Below are 18296 nucleotides of genomic sequence, written 5' to 3' on the forward strand. Positions count from 1 at the left end.
CGACTATATCGCAAACCTCTAATAAATCCGACTCGCCCCTGCTTCTATTGGTATATCTACGAATAATTTATACTTATAAAACTGAAGATTGGCTGAACCTATCGAGGAAAAAACTATTGTAACTTCTTAATTTGGTTTAATATCGCGCCATCGCTCAATAGCCAATGGATAGACAAATGAGCCTAATTCGATCGTCTTTGATTCAATGGATTAAACAAGGCAGCATCGCAGTCGAACATATCGACGAAGCTTTAAATCATACACAAATACATCCAAACAAAGCCTCATGGCTGCAATTTATCGATCACCTATTATTGTGGTTCGGTAGCCTTGCCATAGCCATCGCGAGCATTTTTCTCGTGGCATTTAACTGGGATGATCTGAGTCGATTCACCCACTATGCATTACTTGAAGTTTCGGCCTTGGTTTGTATCATCGCCTATTGTTTGTATCACCAAAACCGGGTGGTTTCCCAAGTCAGCTTGATCATGGCGGCACTGTTTATAGGTGCACTTTTGGCGCTTGTCGGACAAACATACCAAACTGGTGCTGATCCATGGCAATTATTTTTCTACTGGGCAATTTTTATCACCGCTTGGGCTATTATTGCACGCTCAGAAAGCCTATGGGTTATCTGGTTAATTCTATTAAACACAAGCATCATTACCTATCAAAATACCTTTGGTATGCCGTTTGGGTCTTCTTTGCCATCAGAGATAACCGCATTCTTAGATCATCAACAACAATTCGTATTTGTCCTATTTGTCTTCAACACGCTCTGCTTATTCGCGTGGGAGCTGATCGCTCATCACGTGCAATGGAAAACCAGTGACTGGGGTGTCAGGGTTCCCGCGATTGCCAGTGGAGTGGCCATCACTGAGCTGACCCAGTTTGGAATTTTTGACGGTGGTTCAGCTTTCTTTGTTTGTTTGTGGCTTGTGTGGGCAGTCGTGTTTTTATTCTCGTATAGAAAACTTCGCCCTGATCTATTTATGCTCGCCGGAGCGAATTTATCAATTATCGTTGTCATCACGAGTTTTATGGCGAATTTGTTGATAGAGCTGGAAAGCTTAGATGGCCTGCTCTTGCTCGCCCTAACCGTAATTGGGCTCGGCGCGGCGAGCGCAATATGGTTAAAAAAGGTTCATATGGAGATGAAATCATGATGGATGATATCCAAGCTTGGAAGTCACTTGAACGACAGGGGCTCGTTCGTGGTGAACAACCTGAGTTCGAAACCCATGATAGTCCTTGGTATATAAAAATTTTGATGGCATTTAGTGGTTGGCTAGCATCAATATTTTTGTTTCTTTTTATGGGTTTTTCTCTTTTTATGACCCTAGATATTTTTGATTCCGAGTTTGCTATGTTTACACTCGGTGGCGTTACTATCTTTGGTGCTTATTTATTATTGATGTCATCTAAAAATGAGTTCATTGAGCATGCAGGCCTTGCTTTTAGTCTGGCAGGTCAAGCTTTTATAGCGTTTGCACTCATCTCTGGAACCAATGACCAACCTCATCTTTTGAGTAGTAGCTTCGCCATACTACAAGGTGCGCTTGTCTTCCTTATGCCAAGTTTTGTGCATCGGGTATTTTCAGCAACAATTGCTTTCTACTGTATCAATTTCACCCTTTCCTTTTTAGGGCTTCCTTATATTGGTATCGGTTTGTTGATGTTGCTGACAAGTTGGCTATGGCTACACGAGTTTCATTACCCTAAATATCAACAGTTCATTTCAGCTTTTGCATACGGTTCGACATTCTCACTACTGTATATAAAAGGCAATTTGTTTTTTGCCCAACAGGAGTTGGTTCTCGATTTGTTTGGCATTGATGCCACCATCTACACTCAACCGTGGCATGGGCAAGCCCTCGCCTGCGTGGCACTTATCTATGTTACATGGAAACTTGCCAGCCGATATCGGTTAGCAACGAACATCCACAAAGGTGTGCTTATTCTTACGACCTTATTGATTTGTGCTGCTTCATTTGAAATGACCGGTTTATTGTTGGGCAGTCTCTTGTTGATCCTTGGGTATCAAAGTAGTCATCGATTGTTGATGGGACTGGGGATCTTAGCATTACTGACTTTCATTTCAGCCTATTACTACTTTCTAGACATTACATTGCTAGAAAAGTCACAAACTCTAATACTGTTCGGGTTGCTGTTACTCATCATACGTTGGAGCCTTAAAAAGTGGGTATTTATAAAAACGGAGGCGCATCATGAATAGGATTATCGCAATAATCGCACTCATTTTTGCACTGGGCGCAATTAACTTCTCGATCATGACTAGAGAAAACCATATTCGCGATGGTGAACTCGTTCTTATTAAACTGGCGCCAGTCGATCCTCGATCATTAATGCAAGGCGACTATATGGCTTTACGTTTTGAAATGGCAGATAAAATTAAAACAGCACATCAACTCACTGAAGAAGCTTTACCTAATGCAGTTGATGGACAAGTGATTGTCAGTGTCGATAACAACCAAGTTGCGCATTTTCAACGTCTATCCGATACACAACCACTAAATGATGATAACAAACGCATCAACTACCGGATCCGTAATAGCCAGGTCAAGTTTGCAACAAATGCTTTTTTCTTCGAAGAAGGTCAAGCAACACTATTTGAGGACGCTCAATATGGAGGCTTTAAAGTGAATAGTAAAGGCGAGCTTCTACTTGTAGCCATGTATAACGAAAAGTTTGCAAAGATTATTGCAAAAGACATCGAATAGACGATGTCTTTTGCACAAGCATCGCTTAACGACGACCGTTAGATCTGCTTTTTAGCCATGACTTTGTGGAGGCGATTAACCTCCATCAAACCTGCACTGCCATACCATGGAACTAAATCCATGACTAAACTGCCGGCCTTGATGGCTGGATCGGTTGCGGTCAAAGCTTGTGCTTCTTCAACCGTTTCAACATTAAAGATATAGATCCCCCGCAGCTCGCCATCATCTAAAAAGGGGCCTGCGAGAACAAGCTTTCCTGCTTCTGCAAGCTTACTGATATTATCTAAATGTGCTCGTTGCAATGCTTCTGCTTCTTCTTGGCTTCTATCTCGACTTGGACCTCGCTTTAAAAAAGCCATCACATATTTTTTCATTCCATATTCATCAGCGCCTGCGATTTGAGCACGCCGAGGATCATATTGAGTGGTAAGTAACTGAGAAGATAGATCGAGCTGTGTTAATACTGCAGCAATTAAAGCCAACGCCACAATGAGCAAACCAAAGCCTTTCATTAGGTTCTCCTTTATCAACCTTCGAGCTAGGCAATATTTACAACCATTACGAATGCCTCACCTGATGTCAAGCGGATAGAGACCTCAAACAAAAAAGGGCACACTAACAGTGCCCCTTAATTAAGACTACATATTCGCGCCTACAAAACAATGCGCTAAATACCACTCTATAACTGCATCGCGAGTTCAGCTCCTTGACGAATCGCTCGCTTCGCATCTAATTCAGCAGCAACATCGACGCCACCGATCAAATGCACAGGCAATCCAGTGTCTAGCAGCTCCTGTTGTAACTCGCGGTTTGACTCTTGACCAGCACACACGACGACTTGGTCTACATCTAAAGTTTGAGGGCTATCATTGACCACAATGTGCAAACCTTGTTCATCAAAACTCTGATATTGAACGCCGGTCATCGATTCAACCTGATGGTTCTTCAAGACACTACGATGAATCCAACCGGTTGTTTTTCCGAGGCCTTTACCGATTTTGCTCGTTTTACGCTGCAACAGGTATACCTGTTTATGTTTTGCTTCAAGTTCAGGCTCAGCTAGTCCCCCACGCGCAGCATAGGTTTTATCGATGCCCCATTGTTTCAGCCATTTATCGGGGTTCAACGTGGTAGATTCTTGCTCGCAAATAAAATGTGCCATATCAAAACCAATTCCACCCGCGCCAATCAAGGCAACCTTTTGCCCTAAAGCCACACTCCCTTGCAGGACTTGTTGGTAATCGACGACTTTATCAGAATCAAAACCGGGTAAATCAAGCTTTCTAGGGATGACCCCTGTTGACATAACGACTTCATCAAACGACTCAGCCTGAAGCACACTCGCATCCAGCCGTGTATTAAGTCTTAACTCGACGTCGTGTCGTTTGAGCTGTTCTAAAAAGTAGCGAATGGTTTCGTTGAACTCTTCTTTGCCAGGGATCTTTCGAGCAAGGTTAAATTGTCCACCGACTTCTGATTTGGCCTCAAACAAGACCACAATATGACCACGCATCGCTGCGTATACAGAAAACGCCATACCTGCAGGCCCTGCACCGACGACAGCAATCCTTTTTCGCTGGCTTGCAGGGGTGAAGTTAATCTCCGTTTCATAGCAAGCCCTTGGATTGACTAAACAGGTGGCCCTTTTCATTGCGAAGGTATGATCTAAACAAGCTTGATTACAGCCGATACAAGTATTGATAAGCTCTGGCGTGTTCTCTTGCGCTTTATTTACAAACTCTGCATCTGCTAGAAACGGCCTTGCCATAGACACCATATCTGCCTGTCCGGACGCAATAACATTTTCGCCTATCTCCGGGGTATTAATGCGGTTAGTTGCAACTAAAGGCACGTTAACTTCTGATTTTAAACGTTCAGTAACCCATGCAAATGCTGCGCGAGGAACACTGGTCGCTATGGTCGGTACTCTCGCCTCATGCCATCCAATCCCTGTGTTAATGATCGTAACGCCAACTTCTTCAAGGGCTTTGGCCAGTTTCACCACTTCATCCCAGGAAGAACCATTGTCGACTAAATCTAACATCGATAACCTAAAGATAATGATGAACTCTTGACCAACCTTTGCGCGTATCGCTTTCACAATTTCAATAGGGAAACGCATTCGCTTGTCAAAGCTACCTCCCCAGTCATCAGTTCGTTCGTTCGTTCTCGCGCATATAAACTGGTTAATTAAATAGCCTTCTGATCCCATCACTTCAACGCCATCATAACCTGCTTTTTTCGCAAGCTTTGCACTCGTCGCATAGTCGTTAATGGTGCCTTTTACCTGGCGATCACTCATCGCAGAGGGTGTAAAAGGCGTAATTGGCGACTTCTTCTTACTGGGGGCAACGGAAAATGGATGATAACTGTAACGACCGGCATGCAGTATTTGCATGCATATTTTTCCGCCGGCTTCATGTACGGCTTGGGTCACAACCTTATGTTTAGACACTTGCCAAGGAAAACTAAGCTGGCATGCGTGCGGGGCCAACCGACCACGCATATTTGGTGAGATCCCACCGGTAACAATTAGGCCAACACCGCCCGCTGCTCGCTCTTTATAAAACGCTGCTAGCTTTTCAAAACCGCCCTTTTCCTCTTCAAGCCCTGTGTGCATAGAGCCCATTAACACGCGATTTTTCAATTGCGTAAAGCCTAAATCTAGCGGCGATAATAAATGCGGAAAAGCCATTCAAACATCCTTTTTAAACAAGTGATTTAATTCAGCATACCCTGCTTCACAAAAATGCTCAACATCAAGCAAAAATCAAAAGATCAAAATCAGTTACAATTGAGTTTTCCAACCCTCGTGTTTTTCAGTTAGCATGTCAAAAGATGACTTACAAAGGAGTGGCAGATGTCCGCTAAACCCTCGTTAATAAAAAGGATATTCATTTATCTTTGGGCTGTGATCAACGGGATCCGTAAAACCGTACTAAACCTGATCTTTTTTGGGATCCTATTTGCAATCCTTATCGCCATGGGTGGTGATGAAGAGATTAAAATTGAAAACAACTCTGCGCTTCTCCTGAACATTGGTGGTTCCATCGTTGATCAGAAGCGACATGTTGATCCTGTCGAAGCGGTTCTTAAGCAAAGCAATAATGCCAGTACGGATCATGAAGTACTTCTATCTGATATCGTTTATGTCATCCGCAATGCAAGCTCAGACCAACGCATTGCTAATATCGTTCTTGATTTATCAAGGTTACATCGAGTTGGCATCAGCAAATTAGAAACGATTGGTAGCGCGCTTGAGGAGTTTAAGGCCTCTGGCAAAAAGATTTATGCCGTCGGTAATTACTACAACCAAAAGCAATATTACTTAGCAAGTTTTGCTGATGAAATTTACCTAAACCCACAAGGCATGGTCGCTATTGATGGCTTAAGCCGTTACCGTCAATACTTTAAATCCGCTTTAGATAAGTTAAAAATCAACGCACATGTATTTCGCGTCGGTACTTTTAAAAGCGCAGTAGAGCCCTTTTTACGTGACGACATGTCTGATGCTGCAAAGCAGGCAAACTCTGATTTGCTTTCAGATATTTGGCAAAGTTATACCGACAAAGTCGCTCAAAACCGAAATATCGAAACAAACAAGCTTGCATTGAATGCCGATGCGTATTTAGCAGCACTAGAAAAAGCCGATGGAGATGCAGCAACGGTATCACTCAATATGAATTGGGTCGATAAGCTCGCAACCGCCGAAGAGTTTCGTTTAGCCATGATAGAACGCGTGGGCCAAACGAAGCACAACCAATATAAGCATATCGATTTTTATGATTACCACACCCTTGTTAAGCCATTGCCACAAATAGTTCCACAAGACAGTGTTGGCATCATCGTCGCCAAAGGTACCATCCTTAATGGTAAGCAGCCTGCAGGCGATATTGGTGGCGAAAGCACTTCTGCACTGTTACGAAAAGCCAGGTTTGATGACAAGATAAAAGCCGTCGTTCTTCGCGTAGATAGCCCCGGTGGCAGTGCCTTCGCTTCAGAACAAATTCGCCAAGAAGTACTCGCACTTAAGGCTGCCGGCAAGCCTGTTGTCGCAAGTATGAGTAGTATGGCTGCATCAGGCGGTTATTGGATTTCCGCTAGTGCTGATTACATTTATGCGAAACCAACGACCCTAACTGGTTCCATTGGCATATTTGGCATGATCACCACATTCGAAAACTCGCTTGCCAGCTTAGGGATTCATACGGACGGAGTTGCAACGTCAGATTGGGCTGGTATTCGTCCAAGCCGAGCATTGACGCCTCAAGTGAAAGCAGTCATTCAACGCCACATTGAACGCGGATACCATGAATTTATTTCAATGGTAGCCTCCGAACGCAACATGACCATTGAACAGGTAGACAAAATCGCCCAAGGCCGCGTATGGTCAGGCAAAAAGGCGTTAGAGATTGGTTTGGTTGATGCTCTTGGTGATTTGGATAAAGCAGTAGCAAAAGCAGCAGAGCTAGCTAAGATGGATAAATTTGATAGCAAAATCATCGAAAAAGAACTGACGCCTGAGGAAATATTTATACAGCAAATGCTTGCTAGTGCAGTAAGTTACTTGCCTGAGTCTGTAAAACAACCGAGTGTATTAGAACGCGTTTTGTCTCACTGGACGCAAACAATCGAAGAGTTTGCGGCCTTCGATGACCCAAATGGCGTGTATCTTTACTGTGACCAATGCAACTTCTAAATTGAGTATAAATAAATCTAGCTAAATATAGCTAGCTCAAGCAAAATAAGCTCGGTTCTCCGAGCTTATTTTATTTATAACGTTTACCAAGAGTTTCTCGCTATCATGTCGAAAAAATCAATCTATGTCGCCTATACCGGCGGTACTATCGGGATGCAAAAAACTGCCAATGGTTTTGCGCCAGTCGCAGGATTTTTAACCGAATGCGTTCAGTCTATGCCTGAGTTTTATCATGAAGAAATGCCTGAATTTACCGTACAGGAATATTCGCCTTTAATTGATTCTTCGGATATGGCGCCAACAGATTGGCAGATGATTGCAAATGACATCAAAGATAATTATGAAGACTATGATGGCTTCGTCATACTCCATGGAACCGACACCATGGCATATACAGCGTCAGCTCTATCTTTCATGCTACAAGGCCTCAGTAAACCAGTCATTGTGACGGGGTCTCAAATTCCACTCGCACAATTACGTTCAGATGGACAAACCAACTTGCTCAATGCTTTATATATTGCTGCAAACTACCCTGTCGCTGAGGTGTGCCTTTTCTTTAACAATAAACTGTTTCGCGGTAACCGGACAACCAAAGCCCATGCTGATGGCTTTAACGCATTTGCATCGCCCAATTACCCGCTTTTATTAGAAGCCGGTATTAAAATAAGAATGAAAGCAGGTGAAATTGCCGAGCAAAGCAATCAAAAGATTGAAGTGGCGAATATTAGTCCACAACCCGTTGGCGTGGTCACCTTATATCCAGGGATTTCAACTGAAATTTTTGACAATATTCTACAACAACCAGTGAAAGCACTGATTTTGCTATCCTATGGTGTTGGCAATGCGCCGCAAGATCCAAAGCTGCTTAAAACTTTAAAGGCCGCCGACGAACGTGGCATTATTCTGGTCAACTTAACCCAATGCTTGCAAGGTAAAGTCAATATGGGTGGCTATGCAACTGGCAATGCGCTCGCACAAGCTGGCGTTATTAGTGGGTCAGATATGACGATTGAAGCGGCGCTCGCCAAGTTACATTATCTACTTTCGAAACAAATGAGTCCTGCGCAGATCAAAATTGCAATGCAGCAAAACCTGGTCGGCGAGCTAAGCCAAGACTAATCGAATCAGATTAAGATTGGAGTAGAAAAACAAAAGCGGCGATTCACCCTTGTGAATCGCCGCTTCTGATTTCAAACCATAAGTTTTACATATCTTTTTCTTTAAACTCGGCAATCGATTCACCTTTAAAGGCTTTTTTCAATTGCGTTTTGCTTAATTCATTGATTTCGCCATGCCGATTAATCGTAAAATGATCGTGTTGATCAAGGTGTTTCGCTTGATACATCATAACCACCTGCATCGTTGACTCTTTTTGTTCAGGGGTTAAAGCTGTGCCATCTTCCCACTTTCCAATCTCAACCGCACTGACCAGCTTCAGATAGATTTCTTCGGGCATCTCGGCGACGACTTGATTAATATCTGTCATGGGTAAATTCCACCATTCCTTATGCTAAACGCTTTTACGCTTGTGTAAAATAATCCGCACTCTAGTAATCATATAACCAACAAATCCAACACTAAAACATGCGCCCCCGATATAAGAGCGCATACCTTCAGCAGGTTCGCCGCCCCAGAACCAGATAACAACACCACCGATAAACAAAGTGAGCGCAATAAAACTATGGTTCATCAATTCGGTTGAGCGTTGAATATGATTAATTCGAGAAAGCGACTCGGTATTACCAGAGAGCTTGGCCTGACAATGATTACATGTCTTGGCCATACTAGAAATACGTTTATTGCAGACCGGACACTGAACTAATGCCATTCATCTCTCCAAGCACTTGAGTTTAAAAAGGCCTTTATCTTAGCTTATCGACAACGGCAAGCATTGCAGTCAAAGATGCTTCACCTAGATACATCGCGCGCTCAGGTGACCAACCAGACATAGGATCTGGCATATTATCATTGTCTTTGAATGGCATCTCTAACGTATTCGACAAACATCCGAATGTTTCAGCAACCCAGTTTGAGCCAACCGTTAGATTCGCTTGACTCGGCTCATCCTTGTCATATCCAAACTCAGTTTGAAAATCGGGGCTAGCCATTTGCAAAGCGCTGACAAAATCTTTCTGAAGCGCCGCCATACGAGCATCGTAACTCGGCACACCTTCACAGCCAGCAAGAAAGACGTAAGGCAAACCTTCATCACCATGGACGTCATAAAACAAATCAACACCAGTCTCATGCATTCGATTCACCACGTAAAACACTTCCGGACTCTGGTTAGGTGAAGGTGATTGCCACTCTCGATTTAAATTCACACCGGCAGCGTTTGTTCTCAGGTGGCCTCTCGCACTCCCATCTGGATTCATATTAGGCACGATATAAAAGTTAGCTTGATCCAGTAACGCCTTTGCAGTTGCATCATCTGGGTCGAGTAATCGACTCAGCAAACCTTCGACCAACCATTCCGCCATTGTTTCACCGGGGTGCTGCCTTGCTGTAATCCAGACATTTTTCTTGTTTTGGTCACCGTTGCCAACTTTAACCAAGGTCATATCTCGACCGTCGAGGGTTAAGCCCAAGTGCTCTAAACTCACTTGAGAGTGCATCTGTATTCCAGCAAGTAAATCTAAATGACGCTCATAACTATAGGGCGCGAAATAGGCAATTTGGATCGATTCGCATTCTAAGGTGAGATCGATAGATAACTGGCCATTCTCATAGCACGTGGGCAGTCTAAACCATGTTTGACGGTCATAACTCGCTACGGCTTGGTAGTTCTCCCAACCTTTGACATAGGAAGCGTCCTTGGCATTGACAATATTTAGCGTATACCGAGAACCCACAGGGCCTTGGCAGCGAAAGTTGAACCACTGGAAAAACTCTCCACCTTCATCTTTACGGATCGCTAACTGAATATCATTGCTATTATCTTGATTAATGACTTCGATGTTTCCGCCATCAAATTGTGCACTTATGCGCATGAATTTTCCTTTATCTGAGAATCATTAGCATTCCAACAAATGACTCTATCTCTCTGAATGCGATTTTTGCGCATGATATCAAATTCCTCTCATGATCAAAATCAATACGGCAAGTTCATGACTGGTCAGCAGAAGTCACAAGGCACTTTGATTTGTGGTGATCGGGAATTAAAAAGAGCTAGCATCGGCCAGCTCTGTATCAAACCATGAGGATAACTATTGCATTAATTCACGAATATGCTTCACCGGTGAACTACCGAAACTCAAAAAGGTTTCGTGGAATGTTTTCAAATCAAATTGCTTACCAAGCTTTTCCTTTTGCTCTTCACGTAGATCATAAATCTCACGATAACCTGAATAGTAACTCGTTAGCTGCACCTGACTCAGCGTTGCTCGACGCCACTTTCCTTCAGCTTCCGCCATTTGTTGGAATGCTTCATTCGTCATTAAATCAATTGCTTGCTCACGTGTCATCCCGTTAACTTGAATACTATAATCAAGAATCGTATTGCAAATGACTCTGAGGTTCCATTTGTAGTACATCAACCAAAGCTCTGGTTCGAAATCTCCATAACCCTCTTCTAGCATCATTCGCTCAGTGTAAACGGCCCAACCCTCAACCATCGCCCCATTGCCAAACAAGCTTTTGACTAGGCTGGGTGACTCATTAGAATAAACCAATTGGGAATAATGCCCAGGGATTGCCTCATGGATATTTAAGACTTGTAAGATCCAATGATTATACTCGCGAAGATAACTCTCGGCAGACTCAGCGGTCATCTCATCAAGTGGTGTAACGTTGTAATAGGTATTGCCATGCTTCTCATAGGGACCAGGAGCACTAATTGAAGCTCCCGCAAAGCCACGCATATATTCCGGAGTTTCTCGAACAACTAGCGGTTTATAAGGGTCTAATGTCAATAGTTTCTTTTTCTCTACAAATTTAATTAACTCTGGAATTTGTTTAGATACTTCATCAACAAAGTTTTCACGCTTTACGTGCTTAGAAGATAACAAATCAATTAATTGTTTTGTGGCTTGATTGGTATCTTTAGGCATCGGTGTGTCAAAGTACTTCGACCAGAGATCCTTGGTGATCTTTGCCATTTCTGCTTGGACATTCGCTTTGTCTTTTAGCGCTTTTTGATACAGGGCTTTTGCTGTCATCCCAGCTTGAATGTCATAGGCAAACTTTTGCTCATATAACGCCTCACCAATACGAAAACTTTTCGCGCCATTCTTTTCTAAATTGGCAGTCAGCTGGGCTAACCAATCGATATGCATTTCGACGGCATCTTTCGCAAGTTCAAAACGCTCGCTAAACAAAGCTTTTTCTGTTTGAGACAGCTTGGAGTCAGCCACTTGCTTCGCCAATTCTTCAGATAAAATGGAGAAAACACCCTTGTTCTGCCCTAAAGCCAATTGTGTATGTTCAAGCGTTGGGTTTTGGATATTGTCACGAGCAGCCGCATAGTAGGCAGGAACATTCTCAAGCCGGGAGATGACGCTGCGCAGCCGCTCCTCTAATGGTGCAAAATCTTCATTTGTAATCTGTGCAAAACCACCTGCGACATTATAAATCGAAGGGTTCCACTGCCACGCTCGGTACGTTTCAATTTCCCACTTCATACTCGCAAGCAAGTTCTCAATGAGGCGGTAATCAATTCTCGATTTCACATCCAGCGAATCAGGTTCAAATTGTGTCAATAACTGCTGCTGTTTATCAATAAATGCAAGTTGCTCAAAACGACTTTGACGATCTGGGATCTGCAATTGGCCATCATACTTGTGGTAGCCACTATACAGCGCCCATGTCGGTGAGATAGTCCAAAGAGAGTCTATAAACTGTAAAGAAAAGTCACTAAAACCCTGCGTCGCTGGTGTTTGTTTAACGAGATTTGTCGGCTCTTGTGGACTATTCATTTGACAAGCACTCGTGCCCGCAAGTGCAGCAACAAGCATCAATGCTAATTTTGTTTTTTTCATAACCAAACTCCCTAGGTAAAATTGCGGCCTAGTACATCATGTCTACAATCAAAATGCAGTACGACAGACAAATTTGATTACAAATAACTGTCATAAAAAAAGACGCCTGAGCGCCTTTTTCACGACTGTATCCTCGAACGATTAAACTTTAAAACCTTTAATAAGCGTTTCTAATCGTTCTGAGCTTTGCTGTAGTTGTTGGCTAGTGCTGTTGATGTCCATGTTGTTAGACTGATTTTGCTCTGACATCTGATTAATACGAGCAATATTATCATTGAGTTCATTAACAACAGCCCCCTGCTGCTCGCTCGCTGCAGCAACCTGATTGTTAGCATCACTAATTTCACCGATTGTTTTTTGAATGTTAGAAAGTGCATCAACAGCAGCTTGGGTTTCATCAACAACAGTGCTCGATTGCCCCAAAGCGTTGGTCACGGATAAATTAACATCTTCAACGCTCATACGAATCGCTTCGATAATCTCGTTTATTTCCTGTGTCGACTCTTGTGTTTTACTCGCCAACGATCGCACTTCATCTGCCACCACAGCAAACCCTCGACCTGCTTCACCGGCTCTAGCCGCTTCAATTGCAGCGTTTAACGCAAGTAAGTTGGTTTGCTCAGAGATGCCGACAATTACATCTAAAATATTGCCGATTTTGCCGGAACTCACTTTTAAGCTTTCAGTCACACTCGATGCTTGCTCAAGTTCATTAGATAGTTGAACAATTTTTTCCATCGCGCTGACAACAACAAGATTGGTATCTTCAGCTTCATGACTTGCTTGCTCTGCATTTTGCGCAGCCTGTTGTGCATTTGAAGTTGCATCGGTAGCAGAGCCTGACATTTGATTGACTGCAGAAGCAACATTTTCAGTTTCTAGCAACATGCTGTGGGTCAGCTCTTTGGTTTGCAGAGATACCTTTTGTAACTCGTCCGCATAACGATGACCTTCAACAACACTGTCCCCTAAAGAGTCCACCAGCCTGGCAATCTTTGATACGAATATATTGAAATTTGTTGCAACCTCTGTGAGTTCATCTTGTCCAGTTTCTGGCAGCCGCACTGATAAATCTCCTTCGCCTTTGGCAATGTTAGCGAGTGCGGCAATTGTGCGTTCTAGAGGCAATGAAATACTACGAACGATCAAAAATAAAATAAGGGTTACCGGCAACCAAATCACACAAAACAAAATCAGATATTGCCAAGAAAACGCATCGGTTTGTTCTGTAATATCATCAATATACACCCCTGTCCCAACGACCCAATTCCAAGGTGCAAAACGTTTGACTACACTCATTTTGGGGCTAGGCGCGGTTGCATTCGGGCGATTCCACATATATTCAACCATACCCGATTCTTGGCTTGCGGTTACGTCCAGCATATTTTGAAACAGCGGCGTACCATTTGGATCTTTTTTACCAAGAACATTAGTATTCACCAATTTTTTTGCAAAAGGATGCTGCACCAATATGCCGCTACGATTCATAGAGAAATAATACTCTTTTTCGTTATAACGCATGTCATTCAGCGCTGCGATAGCAGCTTGTTTCGCTTCGCTTTCGCTCAACTCATTATCTTTAAATTTTTGATGATAATACTTAACTTGAGAGACAGCGACATCGGTCAAAGAGCTCAACTTGGCTCGTTTTTCTTGCACCAGTAACGATTCAATACTCGATAAAGTAAAAAGGTAAATCACTAGCGTCGCCACGATTGATATTGCGAGCATAATTAGGAGCCGTTTTGAAACATTCACTCTTCGAAACAAGCTGGCTGATTTTTTCATACAAACCCCAGTACTCAATTTGGCAAGTTTTATTGTATTCGTTATAAGTTGGATGACTAACGCACGTTAGTTTTTCTACCAATTAAATTGATGCAATCGCGGATCTAAGCATCAACTCAGGCAACAATTCGAGCTCAAGCATACGGAAATCGCATTTCGAGTTCGATTAGTCATAAGTATAGTATAAGGCTGATAATTAACAGCTAATGACTCAAGTGTTCACAAGTATTCCACTCTCGCCGCCTATCCAACATAGCGATCGAAGCAATTCTGCGACCAGGTCATCACCGAAACCGTTCTTGATTGTCGTGGCCATAAAACAACAAGCAAGAGCAGTAAACAGTCAGAAACAAGGGAATGGGTATCGATAAGCGAAACGAAATACACTTGCTTGGACGAGACGATTCATAGAGCCGCGTATGCCCGTAATTTGAACGATATCGTTACCGGCCAGATGTACCTGCACTGCGCGAAGCGTGATTTGGTGAAGGACTAGCATTAGTGGTGCTGTTCACTGCTTTTGGGTGCGGTTTCTTGGCAAACCAACCCCGCGTCACAGCACGATACCCGAGTAAAAAGATGAAAACTCCAATATAAATCGATGGCTCGATAATTTCAGATTTCACCGACCAATAGAAATGAACTGGCGCTAGGATGGCAAGTAGATAAATCGCGTTATGAAGTTTTTGCCACCGTCTTCCTAGCTTGCGCATCATAAACTTTGGAGAGGTCACAGCAAGTAGCAATAATATGACAAACCCTGCGGTTCCGACCATGATGTATGGTCGCTTAATGATTTCTTCTAACAAGAATGACCAGGCAAACAACAGATCAAAACTGACAAACGCGGCAATATGAAGCAAGCCATATACAAACGCATAGAGACCGACTAATCGACGGGTCTGCATTAGGGCTGCTAGTTTTAGCTGCTTAGCCAGTGGGGAAATGAGCAAAGTGGCTACGACCGCATTAATCGTTCCCATCCCCGTATAGTGAATAATAAACTGAACCGGATCGCCCCCGGCTTGATCGTTTAGAACCAGTAACAAAAGATAGGCAATCGGTACTAATCCAATGAAATGAAACACGACTTTCAGCAGCAACACTGAACGGGGAGATAAACGCATTAATAGTATTCCCTCAGATTCATCCCTTTATATAAATCGGATACATACTCACCATACCCGTTAAACATTTGTGTTGGAATGCGTGTTGCTGAGAACAACCCACCCTCTGTAATCCGTCTTTCACTTGCTTGTGACCAGCGCGGATGCGAGACCTTCGGGTTCACATTTGCATAAAAGCCATATTCATGGGACGCCAGCTGATTCCAACTGGTTGGCGGCTGCTTGTCCATAACCCGAATACGAACAATCGACTTGATACTTTTAAACCCGTACTTCCATGGCACAACCAATCGTATTGGTGCGCCATTTTGAGGCGGTAGTGTTTTACCGTAAAGACCTACAGCCATGAAGCTAAGGTCATTCATTGCTTCTTCAATCGTAAGACCTTCAACATAAGGGTAATGGATACCTCCCCCCATCAAACGATTCTTTTGCCCTGGCATCTGCTCGGGATCAAATAGAGTTTCAAAAGCCACATGGGTTGCTGATGTTTTAACCCCGGCTTTTTTGAGTAGCGCAGCAAGTGGAAAACCTACCCAGGGAACGACCATTGACCAGGCTTCAACACAGCGAAGGCGATACGTTCTCTCCTCGAGCGCAATCAACTGAGTAAGATCATCTAAGTCGAGTGTTATCGGATGGTCGACCTCTCCTTCAATCACCAGCTTCCACGGATCGACTTTAAACTTTCGCGCATTGTTGGCAGGCTCGTGTTTTGCAGTACCAAACTCATAAAAATTATTGTGGCGGGACACTTTTTCATACGGTGTAAGTGTTTCTTCCGTTGTATAGCGGCTGTTTTGTTTGAACGTCAAGTCCGTTGTGATAAAACTAGGTTGAGCATCCTTCTTACCAAACAAATCGAATATCCCGGCTTGAACGTGACCCGGTAAACTCGCACCTATTGCCCCCAAACCTAATGCTTTGACGATGGCTCGGCGATCATTAAAAACCTGTTCCGGTGTCACTTCTTGCTCAGGGCTATTCCATGTTGCTTTCTTTAAAATCCCTTGGGTATATTTTTGAGGGTTGCTCATAGGGTATCTCTTCCGCCAATTGCCTGTTCACTAATAGACAGTGTTAAGCCAAAAAAAATTTCCACAGACTCAATAAAGTCGGCGGACTCGCTTAATTGTTAAACACTCTTAATTTTCAGCACTTGCGACTCTATGACTCACATGCCAATCTATTGCCAATCTTCTTTGCCACTTTTCAAACAACGGCCTTTCCATGGATTTAGAACAAATTTCAACGTTTTTTTCAGAGCACTTGTCGCTGACCATTCCACAATTCATCGCACTGGTTGCCACGATAGTCCTCGCAATGATGATCGGCGCTCTGTTTAATCAGCGCAAAACAAGAACACGCTGGGAACAATCGAAAAACCAATTAATCGCAGAACATCAAGCGTCTATCCAATCCTTTGAATCACAGCTAGAACAAACATTAGTCGCGCAAGAACGATTAAAAAACGAAATCGATCAACTACAAGAACGATATGAATTTAAAATTGAATTATTGGGCAAAACACAATCCCAAGCGGATCGAGCAACAGAACTTGAGCAGCAACTGAATCAATTACAACGCAAGCAAGTTGAGACACAACTTGCGCTATCCAAGTCCCATGCACTTCAACAAACAATTCAGGCCACAAGTGAAGCGGAAAAAAATGCTCTGAAGGATAAAGTTGAGCTTCTCGAAAATGCCGAGCAACGGCTACAACTCCAATTTGAAAGTTTGGCAAATAAAATTTTTGAAGATAAAAGCCAGCATCTGAAACAACAAAATGCCTCACAACTTGATGGGGTTTTGGGTCCACTAAAGCAGCAACTCGAAGGTTTCAGACGACAGGTGCATGAGTCATATACCCAAGAACAAAACCAGCGTTCAGCGTTAAAACATCAGTTAGAAAACCTACAAAATTTAAACCTAAAAATGAGTCAAGATGCTATAAACCTCACCAAAGCATTGAAGGGCGACAACAAACAGCAGGGAAACTGGGGGGAAGTCATTCTTGAACGCGTCTTACAAGAAAGCGGGCTCAGACAAAATCATGAATATCAAGTTCAGCAAGATTTAAAAAATGACCAAGGTAAACGCTTCAAACCCGATGTCATTGTCCATTTGCCAGAAGGTAAAGATGTTGTCATTGATGCGAAGATGACTTTGGTGGCGTACGAACGCTATTTCAATAGTGAGGATGATGCTGTTCGGCAACAAGCTATTAAAGATCATATTGTTGCCATTCGCGCTCACCTAAAAGGCTTAAGCCAAAAAGATTACCACAAGCTCCATGGCATTCAGAGTTTAGACTATGTACTCATGTTCATCCCTGTAGAGCCCGCATTTTTACTCGCCATCGAGAAGGAGCCAGAACTGATCCATGAAGCTTTAGACAACAACATCATGCTTGTAAGTCCAACCAACTTGTTAGTCGCTTTGAGGACCATCAGCAATATTTGGCGTTATGAATTACAAAATCAAAATGCTCAAAAAATTGCACAACAAGCAGGTAAGCTCTACGACAAACTCTGTGGCTATCTTGACGACATGGAGAAAGTTGGCCGCGCCCTCGAAACCGCTGACAAAGCCTACCAGCTGGCAATGAATAAACTTGCTAAAGGCAAAGGTAATGTCATCAGACAGGCGCATCAGATGCAAAAAATGGGGATAGAGTCGAGTAAAAGTATAGACAAACAGTTGGTGGAACAAGCTCTCCTCGACGACGAATCAACGATAGCGCTTAGCCCACACACAAACGATGCTCCATTGATTGAACCAAAATTATCAAGCGCAAAGGCAATGAACACTAGTGACAAAACTAACAATAGTAATGGCAGTCAACATGCACCCTAGAACTTACGGCGAGTTTTAAGGCAACACTGCCAGAATCAGCCTCAGGATTGACATACAAATGCCAGATTTAGGCGTTAAATTAGTGACGTTTGGATTGATTACTAAACAA

The 18296-nt window shown here is 43.1% G+C and carries 15 protein-coding genes; 6 read left to right on the plus strand and 9 right to left on the minus strand.

Translation table 11 applies throughout. The annotated features are described in order from the left end of the window. The first annotated feature begins 176 nt into the window (after positions 1-176). Genes IEY18_RS15470 through IEY18_RS15480 form a run of 3 tightly spaced genes read left to right on the plus strand, consistent with a single transcriptional unit; the run spans position 177 to position 2741 of the window. Positions 177-1166, plus strand: a complete 990-nt coding sequence (locus IEY18_RS15470) for a DUF2157 domain-containing protein (protein WP_188922481.1) — start codon at positions 177-179, stop codon at positions 1164-1166. Beyond that, complete coding sequence (locus IEY18_RS15475; protein WP_194468934.1) at positions 1130-2236, plus strand: DUF4401 domain-containing protein; 1107 nt, start codon at positions 1130-1132, stop codon at positions 2234-2236. Before IEY18_RS15470 ends, IEY18_RS15475 begins: the two co-directional genes overlap by 37 nt. Then, on the plus strand, positions 2229-2741 hold the full coding sequence (locus IEY18_RS15480) for a GDYXXLXY domain-containing protein (RefSeq protein ID WP_188922485.1): 513 nt from the start codon (positions 2229-2231) through the stop codon (positions 2739-2741). The genes IEY18_RS15475 and IEY18_RS15480 overlap by 8 nt, the downstream gene beginning before the upstream one ends. Positions 2742-2779: 38 nt before the next feature. On the opposite strand, the gene IEY18_RS15485 is transcribed toward IEY18_RS15480, so the two are convergent. Both IEY18_RS15485 and IEY18_RS15490 read right to left on the minus strand, forming a co-directional pair. Next, on the minus strand, positions 2780-3253 hold the full coding sequence (locus IEY18_RS15485) for a YciI family protein (protein WP_188922487.1): 474 nt from the start codon (positions 3251-3253) through the stop codon (positions 2780-2782). Between the two features lie 167 nt (positions 3254-3420). Then, positions 3421-5436: an NADPH-dependent 2,4-dienoyl-CoA reductase gene (locus IEY18_RS15490; RefSeq protein WP_188922490.1), complete on the minus strand. Its 2016-nt coding sequence runs from the start codon at positions 5434-5436 to the stop codon at positions 3421-3423. A 165-nt stretch (positions 5437-5601) separates the two neighbouring features. Here IEY18_RS15490 and sppA point away from each other — a divergent pair, with 165 nt between their 5' ends. Beyond that, positions 5602-7440: a signal peptide peptidase SppA gene (gene sppA, locus IEY18_RS15495; protein WP_188922492.1), complete on the plus strand. Its 1839-nt coding sequence runs from the start codon at positions 5602-5604 to the stop codon at positions 7438-7440. A gap of 105 nt (positions 7441-7545) precedes the next feature. Next, positions 7546-8559, plus strand: coding sequence for an asparaginase (gene ansA, locus IEY18_RS15500; RefSeq protein WP_188922494.1), 1014 nt, complete (start codon positions 7546-7548; stop codon positions 8557-8559). An 85-nt stretch (positions 8560-8644) separates the two neighbouring features. Here the strand turns inward: ansA and IEY18_RS15505 are convergent, their stop codons facing one another. The 7 genes from IEY18_RS15505 to msrP all read right to left on the minus strand — a co-directional run bounded on the left by IEY18_RS15505 (position 8645) and on the right by msrP (position 16368). Continuing rightward, positions 8645-8926 (minus strand): YeaC family protein, encoded by a 282-nt coding sequence (locus IEY18_RS15505; RefSeq protein ID WP_188922496.1) that lies wholly within the window; start codon positions 8924-8926, stop codon positions 8645-8647. A gap of 24 nt (positions 8927-8950) precedes the next feature. After that, positions 8951-9268 carry a zinc ribbon domain-containing protein gene (locus tag IEY18_RS15510; RefSeq protein WP_188922498.1) on the minus strand — a complete coding sequence of 106 codons (318 nt, stop codon included), beginning with the start codon at positions 9266-9268 and terminating at the stop codon, positions 8951-8953. 34 nt (positions 9269-9302) lie between these two features. Then, positions 9303-10430 carry a M14 family metallopeptidase gene (locus tag IEY18_RS15515; protein ID WP_188922500.1) on the minus strand — a complete coding sequence of 376 codons (1128 nt, stop codon included), beginning with the start codon at positions 10428-10430 and terminating at the stop codon, positions 9303-9305. Between the two features lie 216 nt (positions 10431-10646). Next, complete coding sequence (locus IEY18_RS15520) at positions 10647-12416, minus strand: DUF885 domain-containing protein (protein WP_188922502.1); 1770 nt, start codon at positions 12414-12416, stop codon at positions 10647-10649. A gap of 141 nt (positions 12417-12557) precedes the next feature. Further along, positions 12558-14204 carry a methyl-accepting chemotaxis protein gene (locus tag IEY18_RS15525; protein WP_188922504.1) on the minus strand — a complete coding sequence of 549 codons (1647 nt, stop codon included), beginning with the start codon at positions 14202-14204 and terminating at the stop codon, positions 12558-12560. A gap of 443 nt (positions 14205-14647) precedes the next feature. Further along, positions 14648-15331, minus strand: coding sequence for a protein-methionine-sulfoxide reductase heme-binding subunit MsrQ (gene msrQ, locus IEY18_RS15530; protein ID WP_188922507.1), 684 nt, complete (start codon positions 15329-15331; stop codon positions 14648-14650). Beyond that, on the minus strand, positions 15331-16368 hold the full coding sequence (gene msrP, locus IEY18_RS15535) for a protein-methionine-sulfoxide reductase catalytic subunit MsrP (protein WP_188922509.1): 1038 nt from the start codon (positions 16366-16368) through the stop codon (positions 15331-15333). The genes msrQ and msrP overlap by 1 nt, the downstream gene beginning before the upstream one ends. A 193-nt stretch (positions 16369-16561) precedes the next feature. Between msrP and rmuC the strand changes: the two genes are divergently transcribed. Then, positions 16562-18187 (plus strand): DNA recombination protein RmuC, encoded by a 1626-nt coding sequence (gene rmuC / locus IEY18_RS15540; protein ID WP_188922511.1) that lies wholly within the window; start codon positions 16562-16564, stop codon positions 18185-18187. Positions 18188-18296: the final 109 nt, after the last annotated feature.

This window comes from Shewanella gelidii (genome assembly GCF_014647855.1).
Lineage (GTDB): Bacteria > Pseudomonadota > Gammaproteobacteria > Enterobacterales > Shewanellaceae > Shewanella > Shewanella gelidii.